Annotated in this window: 16 protein-coding genes and 1 pseudogene; 11 read left to right on the top strand and 6 right to left on the bottom strand. The window is 67.7% G+C overall.

Annotated elements, in window-relative coordinates:
* Positions 1-164 precede the first annotated feature (164 nt).
* Entirely contained in the window at positions 165-1,304 is a 1,140-nt protein-coding gene (locus tag BM060_RS21945; RefSeq protein ID WP_074982961.1) for an HPP family protein, read from the top strand.
* On the opposite strand, the gene BM060_RS21940 is transcribed toward BM060_RS21945, so the two are convergent.
* Both BM060_RS21940 and BM060_RS21935 read right to left on the bottom strand, forming a co-directional pair.
* Complete coding sequence (locus BM060_RS21940; protein WP_043272399.1) at positions 1,301-2,164, bottom strand: LysR family transcriptional regulator; 864 nt, start codon at positions 2,162-2,164, stop codon at positions 1,301-1,303. The genes BM060_RS21945 and BM060_RS21940 overlap by 4 nt on opposite strands.
* Before the next feature lie 31 nt (positions 2,165-2,195).
* The gene (locus BM060_RS21935; RefSeq protein ID WP_074982959.1) at positions 2,196-3,398 is read right to left on the bottom strand and encodes an MFS transporter; all 1,203 of its coding nucleotides are present in this window, start codon (positions 3,396-3,398) and stop codon (positions 2,196-2,198) included.
* Positions 3,399-3,544: 146 nt separating this feature from the next.
* Here BM060_RS21935 and BM060_RS21930 point away from each other — a divergent pair, with 146 nt between their 5' ends.
* Positions 3,545-3,775 (top strand): DUF2789 domain-containing protein, encoded by a 231-nt coding sequence (locus BM060_RS21930; RefSeq protein WP_009618004.1) that lies wholly within the window; start codon positions 3,545-3,547, stop codon positions 3,773-3,775.
* A 1-nt stretch (position 3,776) separates the two neighbouring features.
* On the opposite strand, the gene BM060_RS21925 is transcribed toward BM060_RS21930, so the two are convergent.
* Positions 3,777-4,055, bottom strand: a complete 279-nt coding sequence (locus BM060_RS21925; protein ID WP_074982956.1) for a metal/formaldehyde-sensitive transcriptional repressor — start codon at positions 4,053-4,055, stop codon at positions 3,777-3,779.
* A gap of 63 nt (positions 4,056-4,118) precedes the next feature.
* Between BM060_RS21925 and dmeF the strand changes: the two genes are divergently transcribed.
* The 3 genes from dmeF (at position 4,119) to BM060_RS33395 (ending at position 6,292) form a co-directional block, all read left to right on the top strand.
* Positions 4,119-5,069: a CDF family Co(II)/Ni(II) efflux transporter DmeF gene (gene dmeF, locus BM060_RS21920; RefSeq protein WP_074982954.1), complete on the top strand. Its 951-nt coding sequence runs from the start codon at positions 4,119-4,121 to the stop codon at positions 5,067-5,069.
* Positions 5,070-5,140: 71 nt separating this feature from the next.
* A complete protein-coding gene (locus BM060_RS21915) occupies positions 5,141-6,040 on the top strand; it encodes a pseudouridine synthase (protein ID WP_074982951.1) in 900 nt (299 codons plus the stop codon).
* A 117-nt stretch (positions 6,041-6,157) separates the two neighbouring features.
* Positions 6,158-6,292 carry a hypothetical protein gene (locus tag BM060_RS33395; RefSeq protein ID WP_009618002.1) on the top strand — a complete coding sequence of 45 codons (135 nt, stop codon included), beginning with the start codon at positions 6,158-6,160 and terminating at the stop codon, positions 6,290-6,292.
* A gap of 779 nt (positions 6,293-7,071) precedes the next feature.
* Here the strand turns inward: BM060_RS33395 and BM060_RS21910 are convergent.
* Positions 7,072-7,374, bottom strand: coding sequence for a PsiF family protein (locus BM060_RS21910; RefSeq protein ID WP_009618000.1), 303 nt, complete (start codon positions 7,372-7,374; stop codon positions 7,072-7,074).
* Positions 7,375-7,550: 176 nt separating this feature from the next.
* On the opposite strand from BM060_RS21910, the gene BM060_RS21905 reads away from it, so the two are divergent.
* The 6 genes and pseudogenes from BM060_RS21905 (at position 7,551) to BM060_RS21885 (ending at position 14,485) form a co-directional block, all read left to right on the top strand.
* Entirely contained in the window at positions 7,551-7,775 is a 225-nt protein-coding gene (locus tag BM060_RS21905; protein ID WP_074982948.1) for a hypothetical protein, read from the top strand.
* Positions 7,776-7,937: 162 nt separating this feature from the next.
* Positions 7,938-9,407: an inorganic phosphate transporter gene (locus tag BM060_RS21900; protein ID WP_074982946.1), complete on the top strand. Its 1,470-nt coding sequence runs from the start codon at positions 7,938-7,940 to the stop codon at positions 9,405-9,407.
* A 73-nt stretch (positions 9,408-9,480) separates the two neighbouring features.
* Positions 9,481-9,957, top strand: a complete 477-nt coding sequence (locus tag BM060_RS21895) for an A24 family peptidase (protein ID WP_074982944.1) — start codon at positions 9,481-9,483, stop codon at positions 9,955-9,957.
* A gap of 121 nt (positions 9,958-10,078) precedes the next feature.
* A pseudogene (locus tag BM060_RS33750) lies at positions 10,079-11,119 on the top strand (HAMP domain-containing protein); the annotation flags it as partial.
* A gap of 90 nt (positions 11,120-11,209) precedes the next feature.
* Positions 11,210-11,974, top strand: coding sequence for a methyl-accepting chemotaxis protein (locus BM060_RS33745; protein WP_439895980.1), 765 nt, complete (start codon positions 11,210-11,212; stop codon positions 11,972-11,974).
* 621 nt (positions 11,975-12,595) lie between these two features.
* Complete coding sequence (locus BM060_RS21885; protein ID WP_074982939.1) at positions 12,596-14,485, top strand: methyl-accepting chemotaxis protein; 1,890 nt, start codon at positions 12,596-12,598, stop codon at positions 14,483-14,485.
* Between the two features lie 606 nt (positions 14,486-15,091).
* On the opposite strand, the gene BM060_RS21880 is transcribed toward BM060_RS21885, so the two are convergent.
* Both BM060_RS21880 and pncB read right to left on the bottom strand, forming a co-directional pair.
* Entirely contained in the window at positions 15,092-16,567 is a 1,476-nt protein-coding gene (locus BM060_RS21880; RefSeq protein WP_074982937.1) for a helicase HerA-like domain-containing protein, read from the bottom strand.
* A gap of 81 nt (positions 16,568-16,648) precedes the next feature.
* A complete protein-coding gene (gene pncB, locus BM060_RS21875) occupies positions 16,649-17,857 on the bottom strand; it encodes a nicotinate phosphoribosyltransferase (protein ID WP_074982935.1) in 1,209 nt (402 codons plus the stop codon).
* Positions 17,858-18,274: the final 417 nt, after the last annotated feature.

Genomic DNA, 18,274 nt, shown 5'->3' with positions numbered 1-18,274 from the left:
GTCTAGGATGGCCGTCGGCCTCGCCCCTGCGACGAATCGCCGCTCGACCAACCATAAGGAAGCGCCCGCCCGACCGGCCCAGCCCGGAATCGTGATGCGCGGTGCCTGCGTGACATGCATCCATTGACTGCCCCCCTTCCCGGCGCCTCCCGCGAGGTGCCGCGATGAAAGCCGCTGCCTTCGGCGCCTGGCTGCACCGCCTGGCGCCCTGCGCCGGCCCCTCGTCCAACCGCGACTGGCTGCGCGCGGTGCTCGGCTGCGGGTTCGCCCTGGGCCTGTGCATGCCCTTGTGCGCCTGGCTGTTCGGCGTCGACACCATGCTGCGCATCGGCCCGCCGCTGGCCGCCTCGGCCCTGCTGGCCATCGCCGTGCCGTCCAGCCCGCTGGCGCAGCCCTGGTCGCTGCTGGGCGGCAATCTGGTGGCGGCGCTGGTGGGCCTGCTGCTCGGCCACTGGCTCGGCCACAGCTGGCCGCAGGCGTCGCTGTCCATGGTGGTGGCGGTGCTACTGATGCTCGGCCTGCGCTGCCTGCATCCGCCGAGCACGGCCATGGCCTTCAGCCTGGCCGTGGGCGGGCCGCTGGTGGACCAGCATCTGCTGCACCTGCTGCTGCCGGTGGGCGTGGCCTCGCTGGCGCTGATCGGCTTGGCCCTGGTCTACAACAACCTCACCCGCGCGCCCTACCCGCGCAAGCTCGCCGTCCCGGCCAGCAACCCGCACCTGACCGCCGACCCGCTGCCCGGCGAGCGCCTGGGCCTGCACGCCGACGACCTGGAAAGCGCCCTGGCCAGCGCCGGCGGCTTCGTCGACGTGACGCCCGAGGACCTCGAACGCCTGCTGCTGGCCGCCGAGAAGCACGCCAGCGAACGCCTGCTGGGCGGCATCCGCGCGCGCGACATCATGTCCCGCGACATCCGCTCGGTCAGCCCGGACGCGCGCATCGAGGAAGCCTGGGGCCTGCTCGACAAGCACCACCTCAAGGCCCTGCCAGTGCTCGACCGCGGCCACCTGGTGGGCATCCTCACCTTGAGCGACCTGTTCCGCGGCCAGCGCCGCCTGCGCTCGCCCTTCGGCCAGCGCGTCGGCAACCTGATGACGCACCGCGTGCAGTCGCTGCGCGAGGACGCCCAGCTGCCGGAGCTGATCCAGCTGCTCTCCGACCAGGGCCGGCACTGCCTGCCGGTGGTCGACGGCGCCGGCCGGCTGGTCGGCATGCTCAGCCAGACCGACCTTATCGCCGCCTTCCGCCACCTCTGGCTGCAGCCGCAGGTGCAGGCCGAGCGCGCCCTGCAGGTGGCGGTCTAGGCCTCGTAGTCCCAGCGCTGCGACCAGTCGATGTCCCCGGCCACCACCTCGCGGAGGATGGCCAGGGCGTTCTGCAGCGCCGGCGAATCCTTCTCGCGGGAATACACCAGGTAGGTCGGGTAGATGAATTCCGGCGCCAGCGGCACCCGCTCCAGCACCCCGGCCTGCAGGTAGCTGTGCACCACCCGCGTGCGGAAATAGCCGCTGCCGCCGCATTGCAGCAGGTGCTGCAGGGCCAGCGGGCCGAGGCTGAAGCTGGTGGCGGCGTGGGCCCGGTCGGGCAGCGCGGCGTCGTGCTGGCGGCGGAATTCCTCGCCCCAGTCGATGTAGATGTAGGGCTCCGGCTGCTGCGTCGAGCGCACCAGGATCAGCTTCTCCTCCAGCAACTGCTCCACCTGCATGCCCGGCCAGTAGTCCGGGCGGTAGACCAGCGCGGCGTCGAGCACGCCCAGCTCCAGCTGCTTCTGCAGGCGCTCGCCGCTGCCGATCTCGGCGTGCAGGGCCAGGGCTGGCATGCGCTGGCGCAGGCGCACCGTCCAGGCGAGCATCAGCGGGTTGCTCAGGCTCAGCTCGCCGCCGATGTTGAGCACCTCGCGGTAGCCCGCCGGCAGCGGCAGGTCGCGGCGCGCCGCGTCCCAGGTCTGCACCAGCTGGTTGGCGTAGCCGAGGAAGCGTTCACCATCATCGGTCAGCCGGGCGCCGGCGCGGCTGCGCTGGAACAGCCGGCAGCCCAATTGCGTCTCGAGGTTGTGCACCCGCGCGGTGACCGTGGTCTGGGTCACGTGTAGGCGCTGCGCGGCGGCGACGAAGCTGCCGCCACGGGCGATTTCCAGGAAGGTGCGCGCCAGTTCGATGTCCATGGGAAGCGGTCACGGCGGGGGAAGCCGCAGTCTAGTCGAAGTCCAGTTCCTCGTGGCGCTGGCGGGTGAAGCGCAGCAGCCAGAGGCAGATGAGGAAGCCGCAGGCGGCCAGCAGCGCGGCCACCAGGAAGATGCTGGCGTAGTCCGAGTGCGCGGCCACCGCGCCCATCAGCGGGCCGGCCAGGCCCAGGGCCAGGTCGAAGAACAGCGCGTAGGCGCCCAGCGCCGAACTGCGGCTGGCGGCGGGAATGCGCAGCACCGCCTCGACGCCCAGCGCCGGGTACACCAGCGACAGCCCGGCGCCGGTCAGCGCCGTGCCGAGCAGGGCGAAGGCCGGGCTCGGCGCCTGCCACAGCAACAGCAGGCCGGCGCTTTCCACCAGCAGGCAGAGCACCGCCACGTTGAAGCCGCCGAAGCGGTTGATGGTCCAGGACAGCAGCAGCCGCGCGCCGACGAAGCTGATGCCGAACAGGCTCAGGCACCAGGCCGGGTCGGCCCAGCCGCGGCTGCCGTAGTAGAGGGTGATGAAGGTGGCCAGGCTGCCGAAGCCGATGGAGCCCAGGGCCACGCACATACCGTAGGGGAGTACCCGGCCGAGCACGGCGAAGAAGGCCATGCGCGTGCCGGCGATGATCGGCGCCGGCGCCTTGCCGCGGGCCAGCAGCAGGCCCAGGCCGGCCAGCGCCAGGATGCCGGCGCCCAGGCTCCACAGCCCCAGCTGCGCGGCCATGCCCACACCCAGCGGCGCGCCCAGGGCGATACCGCCGTAGCAGACGATGCCGTTCCAGGAGATCACCCGCGCGGTGTTCTGCGCGCCGACCCGGGCGATGCCCCAGCTCGCCGTGCCGATGCCCATCAGGCCCTGGGCGAAGCCGATCAGCAGGCGGCTGCCCAGCAGCAGCGCCAGGCTCGTCCAGACCAGCGCCTGCAGGCTGGTGGCCAGCAGCACCAGCGCCCCGCCGCCGGCCAGGCTGAGCAGGCCGTAGATCACCGCGCGTTTGGCCCCCAGGGTGTCGGTCAGGCGCCCGGCCAGCGGCCGCGAGGCGAGGGTCGCCAGGTATTGCGCGCCGATCACCAGGCCGGCGGTGGTGGCGTCGAAGCCCAGCTCGTGGTGGACGAAGCCGGGCAGCACCGGCAGCAGGAAGCCGATGCACAGGAACAGCAGGAAGGTGAAACCGACGATCGAGACGATCTGCAGGGTGACGGCGTGCGGACGCTGCTCGGGAGAGCTCATGAACGGGCCTGGCGCGAGGGGATGTCAGGGACTGCGCCATCATTGCCCGGCGCCGGGAAAATTGAAAGCCACCTATCGATTCCGCGGCCGACCGGCCCGCGCCGAACGCCTATAGTTGATGCACGACCGACCACAGGAGGCCCGCCATGGACACCACACCCCACACCTTCGCCGAACTGTTCAAGCAACTGGGCCTGCCCAGCGGCCGCCAGGAGATCGACGCCTTCCTCGCCGCGCACCGCCTGCCCGCGGACCAGGCCCTGGCCGACGCGCCCTTCTGGAACGAGGCCCAGGCGGCCTTCATCCGCGAGGCCCTGGAAGAGGACTCGGACTGGGCCGAGGAAGTCGACGAACTGGCCGCGCGGCTGTCCCACTGAGCTACTTCAGGTAGGAACGCAGCACGCTCATCACCTGGTCGAGGTCTTCCGCGCGCTGTTGCGGCGTGCGCGCCTCGGCCGCCAGGTGCTCGCGCAGGTGCCCTTCCAGCACCTCGGCCATCAGGCCGTTGACCGCGCCGCGGATCGCCGCGATCTGCTGCAGCACCGCGGCGCAGTCGCCCTCCTCCTTCTCCAGCGCGCGTTCCAGCGCCTCGCTCTGCCCCTTGATGCGGCGGATGCGGGTGAGCAGCTTGCGTTTGTCACGGATGGTGTGGGCCATGGGCTGACGTCCTGAAAGTATACTGGGGTATAGTATCTGAAAATGACTCCGGGACATTTTCGCATGCCAGCCCCCGCCCTCGACCAGTCGCACCAGCACGACTTCAACGAAAGCAACCCGCTGGCCGAGCGCAACACCCTGCGCGCGGTGGTGCTCACCGCGCTGATGATGGTGCTGGAGATCGCCGGCGGCTGGTACTTCAACTCCATGGCCCTGCTCGCCGACGGCTGGCACATGAGTTCCCATGCCCTGGCCCTGGGCCTGGCGTTCTTCGCCTACGTCGCGGCGCGGCGCCTGAAGGGCGACGGGCGCTTCGCCTTCGGCACCTGGAAGATCGAGGTGCTGGCCAGTTACAGCAGCGCCCTGCTGCTGCTCGCCGTGGCGGCGCTGATGCTGTTCGAGTCGGTCGCGCGGCTGCTCGCGCCCTCGCCCATCCACTACGCCCAGGCCATCGCCATCGCCGCGCTCGGCCTGCTGGTCAACCTGGCCTGCGCCTGGCTGCTGCGCGACCATCACGGTCATGACCACGGGCATGGCCATGATCACGATCACGATCACGATCACCAGCATGACCACGGGCACGCCCATGGCCACGACCTCAACCTGCGCGCCGCCTACCTGCACGTGCTGGCCGACGCCGCCACCTCGGTGCTGGCCATGGTCGCGCTGCTCGGCGGCATGCTCTGGGGCGCGGCCTGGCTCGACCCGCTGATGGGCATCGTCGGCGCCGTGCTGGTGGCGATCTGGGCCCGCGGCCTGCTGCGCCAGAGCAGCCGGGTGCTGCTCGACGCGGAGATGGACGCGCCGGTGCTGGAGGAAGTGCGCCAGGCCATCGCCGCCGGCCCCTACCCGGCGCGCATCACCGACCTGCACCTGTGGCGGGTGGGCAAGCGCAAGTACGCCTGCATCCTCAGCCTCAGCAGTCCCAGCCCGGCGCGGCCGGAGGACTTCAAGGCGCTGCTGGGGGAGCACGAGGAGCTGGCCCACGTGACGGTCGAGGTCAACCCGGCCTGAGATGCCGAGCGGTCTTTGACGGACGCAACCATCTGCGGCCTAATGCACGCCCCCGACCGCCACCGCCGACCATGTCCGAGAAGCCGTTTTCCGCCGCCCAGCACCGCGCCAGTACCCTGCACCTGCCGGCCGGGCCCTGGTCGACGGTGCTCGACTGCCTGTGCGCGCGCTTCCCGGCGATCCCCCGCGAGACCTGGCTGCAGCGCCTGGCCCGCGGCCGCGTGCTGGACGCCGAGGGCAAGCCGCTGGACGCCAGCACACCGCACCGCGAGGGCCTGCGCGTGCACTACTTCCGCGAGGTGGAGGCGGAAACGCCGATCCCCTTCGAAGAACGCATCCTGCACGTCGACGAACACCTGGTGGTGGTCGACAAGCCGCACTTCCTGCCGGTGACGCCCTCCGGCCAGTACGTCGAACAGACACTGCTGGCGCGCCTGGCCCGGCGCCTGGACAACCCGCTGCTGGTGCCGCTGCACCGCATCGACCGGCCCACCGCCGGGCTGGTGCTGTTCTCCGCCAACCCGGCCAGCCGAGCGGCCTACCAGGCGCTGTTCCGCGAGCGGCGCATGCACAAGCGCTACGAGGCGATCGCCCCGCCGCTGCCGCAGCTGGACTTCCCCCACGTGCGGCGCAGCCGCCTGGTGGACGGCGAGCCCTTCATCCTCATGCGCGAGGCCGAGGGCGCGATCAACAGCGAAACCCGCATCGAGGTGCTGGAGTGCCGCGAGCACTGGTGGCGCTACGCGCTCTATCCAGTGAGCGGCAAGCGCCACCAGTTGCGCGTGCACATGGCCGCCCTGGGCGCGGCGCTGCGCAACGATCCGCTTTATCCACAGCTGCTGCCGGAAGAGCAGCGGCGCAGCGACGACTACTCCCGCCCGCTGCAGCTGCTGGCCCGGCACCTGGCCTTCGACGATCCGCTGACGGGCCGGCCGCGGCAGTTCGACAGCCAGTTGCAGCTGGACTGGTGAGCAGGGTCTTTCATCGATTTCATCAATAGTCGAAAGCAGGAAGTTCCATTTCCGTTGATGGTGGCCGTTGCGTTTTCATAGCTCCGTCCCCCACTGACGGAACGCAAGGAGCCCGCCATGAGCTATACCGCGAAGTCCTTCTCGGCGCTGGTCAACGCCCTGCGCGCCAACGGCATCACCCGCCCGGAGCAGATGGCCCGGCAGCCTTTCCGCAATGCCCAGGGCTACTGGTCGGCGGAGGTGAAGGCATGAACATGAACGCACGGCATGTTCTTCAATCGCCGTTGGGCGAGGATGGGTCGGTGTTGTTCTATCTGCTGGCGGTGGCCTGGTTGTTGTGTTCGGGGGTTTGAACGAGTGGGCCTCGTGAACCTTGCCCTCTCGCTCCTGCCCCACCCCCGTCATTCCCGCGAACGCGGGACGCGGCTCCATCGCGAACAGCGCTTGCGCTGGCCCGAAGGGGAATAACCCAGAGACTTTTGGGGTTGGGCTCGGTGTAGCGCGCCGCTCCGAGTGCGTTGATGTTTCTTGTTTCGCCCCCTCGGGCGAGTCCCTTTTGTCAAACGGTGGAAGGCCACCCCCGCAAAAAGGAACCAAAAAGGCTTGCCCCGCATACGGGCCCGACAGAGTCGGGCTACCCTCGCGAACTCCCCCGCCACGGAGGCCCGCCCCGAGGGTACGTCCCTAGCGCGGGTTTCGCTCGGCCTTCTGAAGGGGCGTTCCGGTGCGCTCGGAGGTTTCTCTGGAAATCCGTAGGGCGAATAACGCTCCGCGTTATCCGCCGTTTGGCCTTGGCGCCCGGCGGCTCCGGGGCTGGCCTGGGCGTTGGCTGGGGGCTTGGGTGTGGCGGCGGATAACCGCGAACGGTTATACGCCCTACGGTGGGCTTGGCGTATGGCGTTATCCGCCGAATCGCGGACGGAGTCCGCTCCTACGGTTACAGGGAAGCACGGGCGTAGGAGCGGACTTCGTCCGCGATCGGGTTCACCGGCCACGCCGAACGCCCCGGCCACACCAGCGCCCCGCCTCCGCTATTTCTTCAAACAACCACTCATGAACGTCTTGCGCTCGTCGCCCTTCAGCGCCTTGGCCGCGGCGTCCTTGTTGCACTGGGCCATCTTCTCCTGCTGCGGCGTCAGCTTCTTGCCGGTATCGCCGCCGCCGGCTTTCAGGCAGCTGCTCATGAAGGTCTTGCGCTCGTCACCCTTGAGCGACTTGGCGGTGGCGTCGGCGTTGCAGGTCTTCATCTTTTCCTGCTGGGCGGTGTTGGCGGCGAAACCCTGCACCGAGAACAACAGCGCACACAGCAGCAGGGGAAGGCGGAGCTTGATCATGGAGCGGTCTCCTCGAATGTTGATCGCTTCCTGAGCGTAGCCTGCTGTTACATTTGTGCGAACCCACCCGCTCTTCCCGCCCCCGGCTGACAGCGCCCCGCCAGCGGTTATAATCGCGCCTGCTATGCTTTTCCCGCATATCCCCCCCCATCAGCCACACGCCATCAGGAACACAGGTGACGAAAGACGAACTGCGCGCCGAACTGGAGCGCCAGGAACAGCGTTACAAGGATGTCTATGGCGGCGAGGTCACCCTCTACGCCGCCCAGCCCGACCCCGACAAGAAGCCCTGGCGCAAGCGCCCGTCCGTGCAGGACAAGGCCTTCGACCGGGAACTGGAGAAGATGCAGACCGACCTGCAGAAGGCCCAGCAACGCCAGGCCGAACAGGACGCGAACTGAGCCGCGGGGCCCCTCGAAAACGTTGCAGAGCATTGCCCGCAGTGCTGCAAGCCCCGTGCGACCGGGTGTCGCTGGATTCCGAGAATCGCTTCAGGTTTCAGACGACATCCTATCGCTTCTGGCATAATCGCCGCCCCGTCACCGACCGGTCACAGAAACTTCATGTTCGATCTCTTCAGCGGACTCGACCTCTGGGTAGGCATCAGCCTGGTGCTGGCGCTGGGCTTCGTCCTGGCCTTCGAGTTCATCAACGGCTTCCATGACACCGCGAACGCGGTGGCCACGGTGATCTACACCAAGGCCATGTCGCCCTACCGCGCGGTCATCCTCTCCGGCATCTTCAACTTCCTCGGCGTGCTGCTCGGTGGCGTCGGCGTGGCCTATGCCATCGTGCACCTGCTGCCGGTGGAACTGCTGATCAACGTCAACAGCGGCCACGGCCTGGCCATGGTGTTCTCGCTGCTGGCCGCGGCCATCGCCTGGAACCTGGGCACCTGGTACTTCGGCATCCCCGCCTCCAGCTCGCATACCCTGATCGGCTCGATCCTCGGCGTCGGCCTGGCCAACGCCGTCATCACCGGCGTGCCGCTGGCCGACGGGGTGAACTGGCAGAAGGCGATCGACATCGCCATGTCGCTGATCTTCTCGCCGCTGGCCGGCTTCTTCGTCGCCGCCCTGGTGCTGATCGGCCTGAAGTGGATGTACCCGCTGTCGAAGATGCACAAGACCCCGGAAACCCGCCGCGAAGTCGACGAGAAGAAGCACCCGCCGTTCTGGAACCGCCTGGTGCTGGTGCTCTCGGCCATGACCGTGAGCTTCGTCCACGGCTCCAACGACGGCCAGAAGGGCATCGGCCTGATCATGCTGGTGCTGATCGGCATCGTCCCCGCCAAGTTCGTCCTCGACCTCAACAGCACCACCTACCAGATCGAACGCACCCGCGACGCCGCCATCCACCTCAGCCAGTTCTACCAGCGCCACACCGACGTGCTCGGCGACATGCTCGCCCTGGGCAAGGGCGCCGACGGCGAGATGCCCGAGCTGTACCGCTGCGAACCGAAGCAGACCGAGTCCACCCTCAAGGGCCTGCTGAGCGACATCAAGGGCATCTCCAGCTACAACGAGCTGTCCGCCGACAGCCGCGTGCAGGTGCGCCGCTACCTGCTGTGCCTGGACGACACCGCGAAGAAGGTCGGCAAGCTCGACAGCCTGCCGGCGCGCGAGAAGGCCGACCTGGAGAAGCTGCGCAAGGACCTGACCAGCACCACCGAATACGCGCCCTTCTGGGTGATCATCGCGGTGGCCCTGGCCCTGGGCGTAGGCACCATGGTCGGCTGGAAGCGCGTGGTGCTCACCGTCGGCGAGAAGATCGGCAAGCAGGGCATGACCTACGCCCAGGGCATCAGCGCCCAGCTCACCGCCACCGCGGCGATCGGCATGGCCAACCTCTACAGCCTGCCGGTGTCCACCACCCACGTGCTGTCCTCGGGCGTGGCCGGCACCATGGTCGCCAACCGCAGCGGCCTGCAGGGCGGCACCGTGCGCAACATCCTGATGGCCTGGATCCTCACCCTGCCCACCTCCATGGCCCTGGCCGCCGGTCTGTTCTGGCTGGCCTCGCGCTTCTACTGACGGCCCCGCCGACGCCTGCCCCGCGCAGGCGTCGCCTGGCCATCCGGGCCTGACCTGAGCAGGACACGAGCGAATGCTGGCGACATGGATGCTGCTCGGTTGGCTGGCGGCCTGTGCCTACCAGGACCTGCGCCGCCGCAAGGTGGACAACCTGCTGACCCTCGGCGGCCTGGCCGCGGCCACCGCCTACCTCTACCTGCACGGCCACAGCCTGACCCAGCATTCCGTGGCGGCCGCCCTCGCCGCGGCGGCCCTGGGCCTGGGGCTGAGCCTGCCCGGCTACCTGCTCGGCAAGCTGGGCGCGGCGGACGTCAAGCTACTGGCCGCGCTGGGCCTGGCCAGCGACCCCGACACCCTGCTCTATAGCCTGGGCCTGGCCTGCCTGGCGACGCTGCTGCTGATGCTGGGCAGCAGGCTTTCGATCGATTCGCACAGGCTTCCGCAGCCCGTCGTGGCGCGGCTGAAATCCTTCGATGTCAGCCGTTCCAAGTCTTTTCCCTTCGTTTTCTCGATCTTTACCGGCTATCTGCTGCAACTGGCATTCACCTGAACGATGCCCGCGGGATCCGTCATTATTTTCTGACGTCATTTTCCCATCGCAAAGCTAAAGTCCTACAGAAGACGGCCGATACAACCTGCCCACACCGTCGTTCCCGCAGGATGCTCTACCCATGCTTCGCTCGCTGTCCTTCGCCAAGAAGATCCTTCTGGCGGCCTCCCTCGTGGTGATCTTCGCCTTCGCCTGCTTCATCTTCTTCAACGACTTCCGCCAGAGCCGCGCCATCCAGGAGGACACCGAGTCCTACCTGCGCGAGGTCGGCAGCCTCACCGCCAGCAACATCCAGAGCTGGCTGGAAGGCCGCATCCACCTGGTGGAGATGGAAGCCGCGCAACTGGCCGATGGCGAGCCCACCGCCGAGCGCATCCAGCACGTGCTGGAGCAGCAGGTGCTGCAGCGGAACTTCGAATCGGTGTACCTGGGCGAGGCCGCCAGCGGCGTCTTCACCATGCGCCCCTATTCGCCCATGCCCGACGGCTACGACCCGCGCCAGCGCGGCTGGTACAAGGACGCCGCGGCCGCCGGCCGGCTGATCGTCACCGAGCCCTTCCTCGACGCCGGCACCAAGGAGCAGATCCTCGCCATGTCCATGCCGGTCATGCGCAACGGCCAGTTGGTCGGCGTGGCCGCCGGCGACATGAAGCTGCAGACCATCACCGCCATCCTCAACTCGCTGAAGTTCGACGGCGACGGCTATGCCTTCCTGGTCAGCGACGCCGGCAAGATCCTCCTGCACCCGGACGACGCGAAGGTGTTCAAGAACCTCACCGAGGTCTACCCGCATGGCGCCCCGCAGGTTCGCCCCGGGGTGCAGGAAGTGCAGGTCGACGGCCATACGCAACTGGTCTCCATGACCCGCGTCGAGGGCCTGCCGGGGGTGTCCTGGTACGTCGCCCTGGTGCTGGACAAGAGCGCCGCCTACGCCATGCTCAGCGACTTCCGCACCTCGGCGGTGATCGCCACCCTGGTCGCCATCGTCGCCATCATCTTCCTGCTGGGCATGCTGATCCGCGTGCTGATGCAGCCACTCACCGACATGGGCCGCGCCATGCAGGACATCGCCCAGGGCGAGGGCGACCTGACCAAGCGCCTGGCGGTGCACAGCCGCGACGAGTTCGGCCTGCTGGCCGAGGCCTTCAACCGCTTCGTCGAGCGCATCCACGAATCCATCCGCGAAGTGGCCGGCACCGCGCGCCAGCTGCATGACGTGTCGCAGCTGGTGGTCAACGCCTCCAACTCGTCCATGGCCAACTCCGACGAGCAGGCCACCCGCACCAACAGCGTGGCTGCGGCGATCAACGAGCTGGGCGCCGCCGCCCAGGAAATCGCCCGCAACGCCGCCGATGCCTCGCACCACGCCAGCGACGCCAGCCACCAGGCCGGCGACGGCCGCCAGGTGGTGGAACAGACCATCGCCGCGATGAACCAGCTGTCGGAGAAGATCAGCTACGCCAGCACCCACATCGAGGCGCTGAACAGCCGCACGGTGAACATCGGGCAGATTCTCGAAGTGATCAAGGGCATCTCCGAGCAGACCAACCTGCTGGCGCTCAACGCCGCCATCGAAGCCGCCCGCGCCGGCGAGGCGGGCCGCGGCTTCGCCGTGGTGGCCGACGAGGTGCGCAACCTGGCGCACCGCGCCCAGGAGGCCGCGCAGCAGATCCAGGGCATGATCGAGGAACTGCAGGTGGGCGCCCGCGAGGCGGTCAACACCATGGGCGAAAGCCAGCGCTACAGCCTGGAGAGCGTGGAAATCGCCAACCGCGCCGGCCAGCGCCTGGCCAGCGTGACCGGGCGCATCAGCGAGATCGACGCGATGAACCAGTCGGTGGCCACCGCCACCGAGGAGCAGACCGCGGTGGTCGACTCGCTGAACATGGACATCACCGAGATCAACACCCTCAACCAGGAAGGCGTGGAAAACCTCCAGGCCACCCTGCGCGCCTGCGCCGACCTGGAAACCCAGGCCGGACGACTGCGGCACCTGGTGGACAGCTTCCGTATCTGATCCGCCATCCATGAACAAGGCGCCTGCGGGCGCCTTTTTCATTTGCGTCCGGACGGCCATGCCCTGTGCTCTTCGTAGGAGCGAGCTTGCTCGCGAACACACTCCGCTGCCGGGCTCATTCGCGAGCAAGCTCGCTCCTACGAGAAGCCGTGCCCACCCGTAGGGTAGGAGCGGGGCATGGGCACCCGTAGGGCGTATAACCGTTCGCGGTTATACGCCGATACACCTCATCCACAAGCCACCTCCATGGCCAAGCCCGGAATGCGCGGAAACAGAGGTCCGGGCTCGACCGAACAAATGCCTGGAACCAAGGTCAAGCGGCGTATAACGCGGAGCGTTATACGCCCTACGCACGTCTCTGCCTTTCACCCTCCGACCGCTACCGTTCGTCCGCCTCGCTAAAGCTTCCTACGGAAAATGCCGACTTCTTGTCTGAAAGCCGCATCAGCCGGCGCTTCAGCCCCGGGCAAGGGCTTCCCGGCACAGGAGTGCCACCGGCCGCACGTCACCCGCGGGCGGCCCCCACCGCCGCCCCACCCGGCGCGCGGTCTGTAGTCCGGGGGCTCGGAACCATCGCCGAGGCCCCCAATCACTGGCCCCATCCCTGGATGCAAAAACAAGATGATGAAGAACCTGAAGTTCAGCCACAAAATACTGCTGGCCGCTTCTCTGGTGGTTTTCGCCGCATTCGCGCTCTTCACCCTGTACAACGACTACCTGCAGCGCAGCGCCATCCGCGCGGACCTGGAGTCCTACCTGCAGGAAATGGGTGAAGTCACCGCCAGCAACATCCAGAACTGGCTCAGCGGGCGCATCCTGCTGGTGGAACACACCGCCCAGAGCATCGGCCGCGACAGCGCGCCGGCCAGCCTCGGCGGCCTGCTGGAGCAGAAGGCGCTGACCTCGACCTTCAGCTTCACCTACCTCGGCCAGGCCGACGGCACCTTCACCATGCGCCCGGACGACAAGATGCCCGACGGCTACGACCCGCGCACCCGCCCCTGGTACAAGGACGCCCTGGCCGCCGGCGGCACCACCCTGACCGAACCCTACGTCGATGCCGCCACCGGCCAGCTGATCATCACCATCGCCACGCCGGCCCAGGCCGCCGGCAAGACGGTGGGCGTGGTCGGCGGCGACCTCAACCTGCAAGCCATCGTGCAGATCATCAACTCGCTGGACTTCAGCGGCATGGGCTACGCCTTCCTGGTCAGCGGCGACGGCAAGGTGCTGGTCGCCCCGGACAAGCAGCAGGTGATGAAGAACCTCAGCGAAATCTACCCGCAGAACACCCCGCGGATCGGCAACGGCTTCAGCGAGAGCGAACTCAACGGCGCCACCCGCATCCTCGCCTTCGCCCCGGTCAAGGGCCTGCCTTCGGTGAACTGGTACATCGGCCTGTCCATCGACAAGGACAAGGCCTATGCCATGCTCAGCACCTTCCGCACCTCAGCGGTGATCGCAGCGCTGGTCGCCATAGTCGCGATCCTCCTGCTGCTGGGCATGCTGATCCGCGTGCTGATGCAGCCCCTCACCGCCATGGGCCGCGCCATGCAGGACATCGCCCAGGGCGAAGGCGACCTGACCAAGCGCCTGGTGGTGCACAGCCGCGACGAGTTCGGCGCCCTGGCCGAAGCCTTCAACCGCTTCGTCGAGCGTATCCACGAGTCCATCCGCGAAGTGGCCGGCACGGCCCGCCAGCTGCATGACGTCTCGCAACTGGTGGTCAATGCCTCCAACTCGTCCATGGCCAACTCCGATGAACAGGCCAACCGCACCAACAGCGTTGCCGCGGCGATCAACGAGCTGGGCGCCGCCGCCCAGGAGATCGCCCGCAACGCCGCCGATGCCTCGCACCACGCCAGCGACGCCAGCCACCAGGCCGGCGACGGCCGCCAGGTGGTGGAGCAGACCATCAGCGCGATGAACCAACTGTCGGAGAAGATCAGCTACGCCAGCACCCACATCGAGGCGCTGAACAGCCGCACGGTGAACATCGGGCAGATTCTCGAAGTGATCAAGGGCATCTCCGAGCAGACCAACCTGCTGGCGCTCAACGCCGCCATCGAAGCCGCCCGCGCCGGCGAGGCGGGCCGCGGCTTCGCCGTGGTGGCCGACGAGGTGCGCAACCTGGCGCACCGCGCCCAGGAGGCCGCGCAGCAGATCCAGGGCATGATCGAGGAACTGCAGGTGGGTGCCCGCGAGGCGGTCACCACCATGGGCGAAAGCCAGCGCTACAGCCTGGAGAGCGTGGAGATCGCCAACCGCGCCGGCCAGCGCCTGGCCAGCGTGACCGGGCGGATCAGCGAGATCGATGCGATGAACCAGTCGGTAGCCACCGCCACCGAAGAACAGACCGCGGTGGTCGACTCGCTGAACATGGACATCACCGAGATCAACACCCTCAACCAGGAAGGCGTGGAGAACCTCAAGGCCACCCTGCGCGCCTGCGCCGACCTGGAGAACCAGGCCGGGCGGCTGCGGCAGTTGGTGGACAGCTTCCGTATCTGATCCGCCATCCATGAACAAGGCGCCTGCGGGCGCCTTTTTCATGTTCGCAAGATGCCATCTGTAGGAGCGGGCCCTGCCCGCGAATCGCGCGCAGGGCGCGCTCCTACAAGGGTGCGAGGCATGGGCACCCGTAGGGCGTATAACCGTTCGCGGTTATACGCCGATACACCTCATCCACAGGCCACCTCCATGGCCAAGCCCGGAGTGCGCGGAAACAGAGGTCCGGGCTCGACCGTGCAAGGGCCTGGAACCAAGGTCAAGCGGCGTATAACGCGGAGCGTTATACGCCCTACGCTCCGTTCGCGATCCGTTCCCGTGCCCGGCCCATCGCGGACGGAGTCCGCTCCTACGGTTCCAGGAAGCACGGCTTTTCGTAGGATGGCGTTGAGCGAAGCGATACCCATCACCGCAACCGCATGGGTTTCGCAAGCTCAACCCATCCTACGAAGAGCACCTCGGCGCAAGACAGTTGCTCCTACATCACCGGTTGGCGGCGATTTTCGTAGGAGCGAGCTTGCTCGCGAACCGCATGACACCGCGTTTGTTCGCGAGCAAGCTCGCTCCTACGAAGAGCATCGCGGCGCCGGCTGTAAGCGATATGCCCACCTACCGCCGCTTGCCACCCAGCAGCGAGCCCATCAGCCCGCGCACCAGCTCGCGGCCGATCTGGTTGGCAGCCTGGCGCACCACCGTCTTCATGGTCTGGCTGGCCAGGTTGCCGAGGATTTCCCCGGCCATGCTGCCCAGGCTGCTGCCGGCGTCGGCCTTGGTTTCGCTGGGCGCCATCTTGTCGTCGGTGCGGCCGGTCAGGCGTTCGTAGGCCGATTCGCGGTCGATCGGCTTGTCGTAGCGCCCAGCCAGGGGCGAAGTGCGGATGATCTGCACGCGCTCGGCGTCGGTCAGCGGGCCGATGCGCGATTGCGGCGGGGCGATGGCCACGCGCTGGACCATGGCCGGGGTGCCCTTCTCTTCCAGGGTGCCCACCAGCGCTTCGCCGATGCCCAGTTCGGTGAGCACCTTCAGGGTGTCGAACGCCGGGTTCGGGCGGAAGCCGTCGGCCACCGCGCGCAGGGATTTCTGCTCCTTCGCGGTGAAGGCGCGCAGGCCGTGCTGGATGCGCAGGCCGAGCTGGGCCAGGACGTCGTCCGGCAGGTCGCTGGGCGACTGGGTGACGAAGTACACGCCCACGCCCTTGGAACGGATCAGCCGCACCACCTGCTCCAGGCGGTCGTGCAGGGCCTTGGGCGTGCCGTTGAACAGCAGGTGCGCCTCGTCGAAGAACAGCGCCAGCACCGGCTTGTCGGCATCGCCGCGCTCGGGCAGTTGCTCGAACAGCTCCGACAGCAGCCAGAGCAGGAAGGTGGCGTAGACCTTGGGCGCCTCGTGCACCAGCTTGCTGGCGTCGAGCAGGTGGATGCGCCCGCGGCCGTCGGAATCCGGGCGCAGGATGTCTTCCAGCTGCAGCGCCGGTTCGCCGAAGAAGGCCTCGGCGCCCTGCTGCTCGAGGGTCGCCAGGCGCCGCAGCAGCGCCTGGGACGAGGCGCCGGTGAACAGCGCGCGGTCGTCGCCGAGCACTTCCGGGTGGTCCTTGAGGTAATTGAGCAGCGCCTTCAGGTCCTTCAGGTCGAGCAGCAGCAGGCCCTGCTGGTCGGCCACCTTGAAGGCGGCGAAGAGCGCGGCCTGCTGGCTGTCGGTCAGCTCCAGCAGGTTGCCCAGCAGCAGCGGGCCCATCTCGCTGAGGGTAGTGCGCAGCGGGTGGCCGCTGTGGCCGGCGACGTCCCACAGGCTCACCGGGTAGGCCTTGGCCTGGTAGCCCAGCCAGGGCATCGAGGCGATGCGCTCGGCCACCTTGCCCTGCGGGTTGCCCGCCGCGCCCAGGCCGCAGAGGTCGCCCTTGATGTCGGCGGCGAACACCGCGATGCCGGCATCGCTGAAGCTCTCGGCCAGGTGCTGCAGGGTCACCGTCTTGCCGGTGCCGGTGGCGCCGGCGATCAGGCCGTGGCGGTTGGCCAGCTTCCACGGCTGGCTGACGGGCTGGCCATCGGGGCCGGCGCCAATGATGAGTTGGTTGCTTGCTGACATCCTTGCTCCCCTGGTGGACGGAAGGTCACCCGGCAAGACTGGCGCTTCGCGCGCCCGAGCGCAACGGCGCCGAAGCGCTTTTCAGCCGCGGGCCTCGTCGACGCGGAAGACGTGCTTGAGGTAGCGGCCGAAATTCTCGTCGTTGCATTGCATCTTGCCCGGGGTATCGGAGATTTTCGCCACCGGTTGGCCGTTGCAGGCGGTCATCTTCAGCACGATGTTCATCGGCTCGACGCCGGGGATGTCGCAGGTGAAGTGGGTGCCGATGCCGAAGCTGGCGTCGATGCGCCCGCGCAGCGAGCGGTAGATGTGCAGCGCGCGCGGCAGGTCGAGGCCGTCGGAGAACACCAGGGTCTTGCTGCGCGGGTCGATGCCGAGGCTCTCGTAGTGGGTGATGGCCTTCTCCGCCCAAAGCAGCGGGTCGCCGGAGTCGTGGCGCAGGCCGTCGAAGAGCTTGGCGAAGTACAGGTCGAAGTCGCGCAGGAAGGCGTCCATGGTGATCACGTCGGTCAGGGCGATGCCCAGCTGGCCGCGGTATTCGCGGACCCAGGCATCCAGCGCGGCGGCCTGGCTGTCGATCAGCCGCGGGCCGAGCTGCTGGTGGGCCATCAGCCATTCGTGGGCCATGGTGCCCAGCGGCTTGAGGTCGAGCTTGCGCGCCAGGTGCACGTTGCTGGTGCCGACGAAACGCCCGGGGAAGCTCGCCTTCAGCTCGCGCACCACGCATTCCTGCACGGCATAGGAGAAACGCCGGCGGGTGCCGAAGTCGGCCATCTTGAAGCCGGCCAGTTCCTCGGCGCTGGCCTCGCGGCGCAGCCAGTCGAGCTTGTCGCTCAGGCGCTCGCGCACCAGCTCCAGGGTCACCTGTGGATAACGCTGCAGGTTGCGCGCCTCGCTGATGCTCGCCAGCACCGGCACCTCGAAGAGGATCACGTGCAGCCAGGGGCCTTTCAGGCGCAGGAAGAACTCATCGTTCTCGATGCCGGTCTGCACGTAGCGCATGTTGAAGCGGAACAGGCCGAGGAAGCGGATGAAGTCCGGCTTGAAGAAGGGAATGCGTTCGAGGAAGGCCAGTTGCTCGCTGCTGAAGCTCAACCCGGCCAGCGCCTCGATGCGCTCGCGGATGCGCGCCAGGTATGGGCGCAGGTCTTCGCGGTTGCGGCAACGGAACTCCCACTCCACCTCGACGTTGGGGTAGTTGTGCAGCACCGCCTGCATCATGCTCAGTTTGTAGAAGTCGGTATCCAGCAGGTTCTGCACGCCGAAGGGGGTGAATGCGGACTCAGCCATGCTCGCCTCTCGCCTCTCGCCTGTCGTCAGCCTGCAGTCTAACGGGATGTGTTCGGCAGGCGGCAGAAAAAACCCTGATGAGGGGGGATGCTGTGCATTTGGGGTGGAGCCTGTTGGTGGTTTCGGGGCTGGGTTCAAGAGCGCCCTCTCCCCAGCCCTCTCCCTGAAGGGAGAGGGAGCTGTCCGGAGTGGCCTGGAAGTCAGGCACCATCCTTCCACCTCGTCATTCCCGCGAACGCGGGAACCCAGAGACTTTGGGTTCGCGAGCAAGCTCGCTCCTACGAAGAGCAAAAGCAAAAGCGCGTTTGCTCTTGGGACTTCCAGAGAAACATCCGCGCACTCCGAAACGCCCCTTCAGAAGGCCGAGCGAAACCCGCGCTCAGGAGGTCATGCGACATGGATGTCGCGAGAGCCCCG

Origin of the sequence: Pseudomonas citronellolis (assembly GCF_900112375.1) — a bacterium.
In the GTDB taxonomy this organism is placed as follows: domain Bacteria; phylum Pseudomonadota; class Gammaproteobacteria; order Pseudomonadales; family Pseudomonadaceae; genus Pseudomonas; species Pseudomonas citronellolis.
This window is presented reverse-complemented; position numbering and strand designations above follow the sequence as displayed.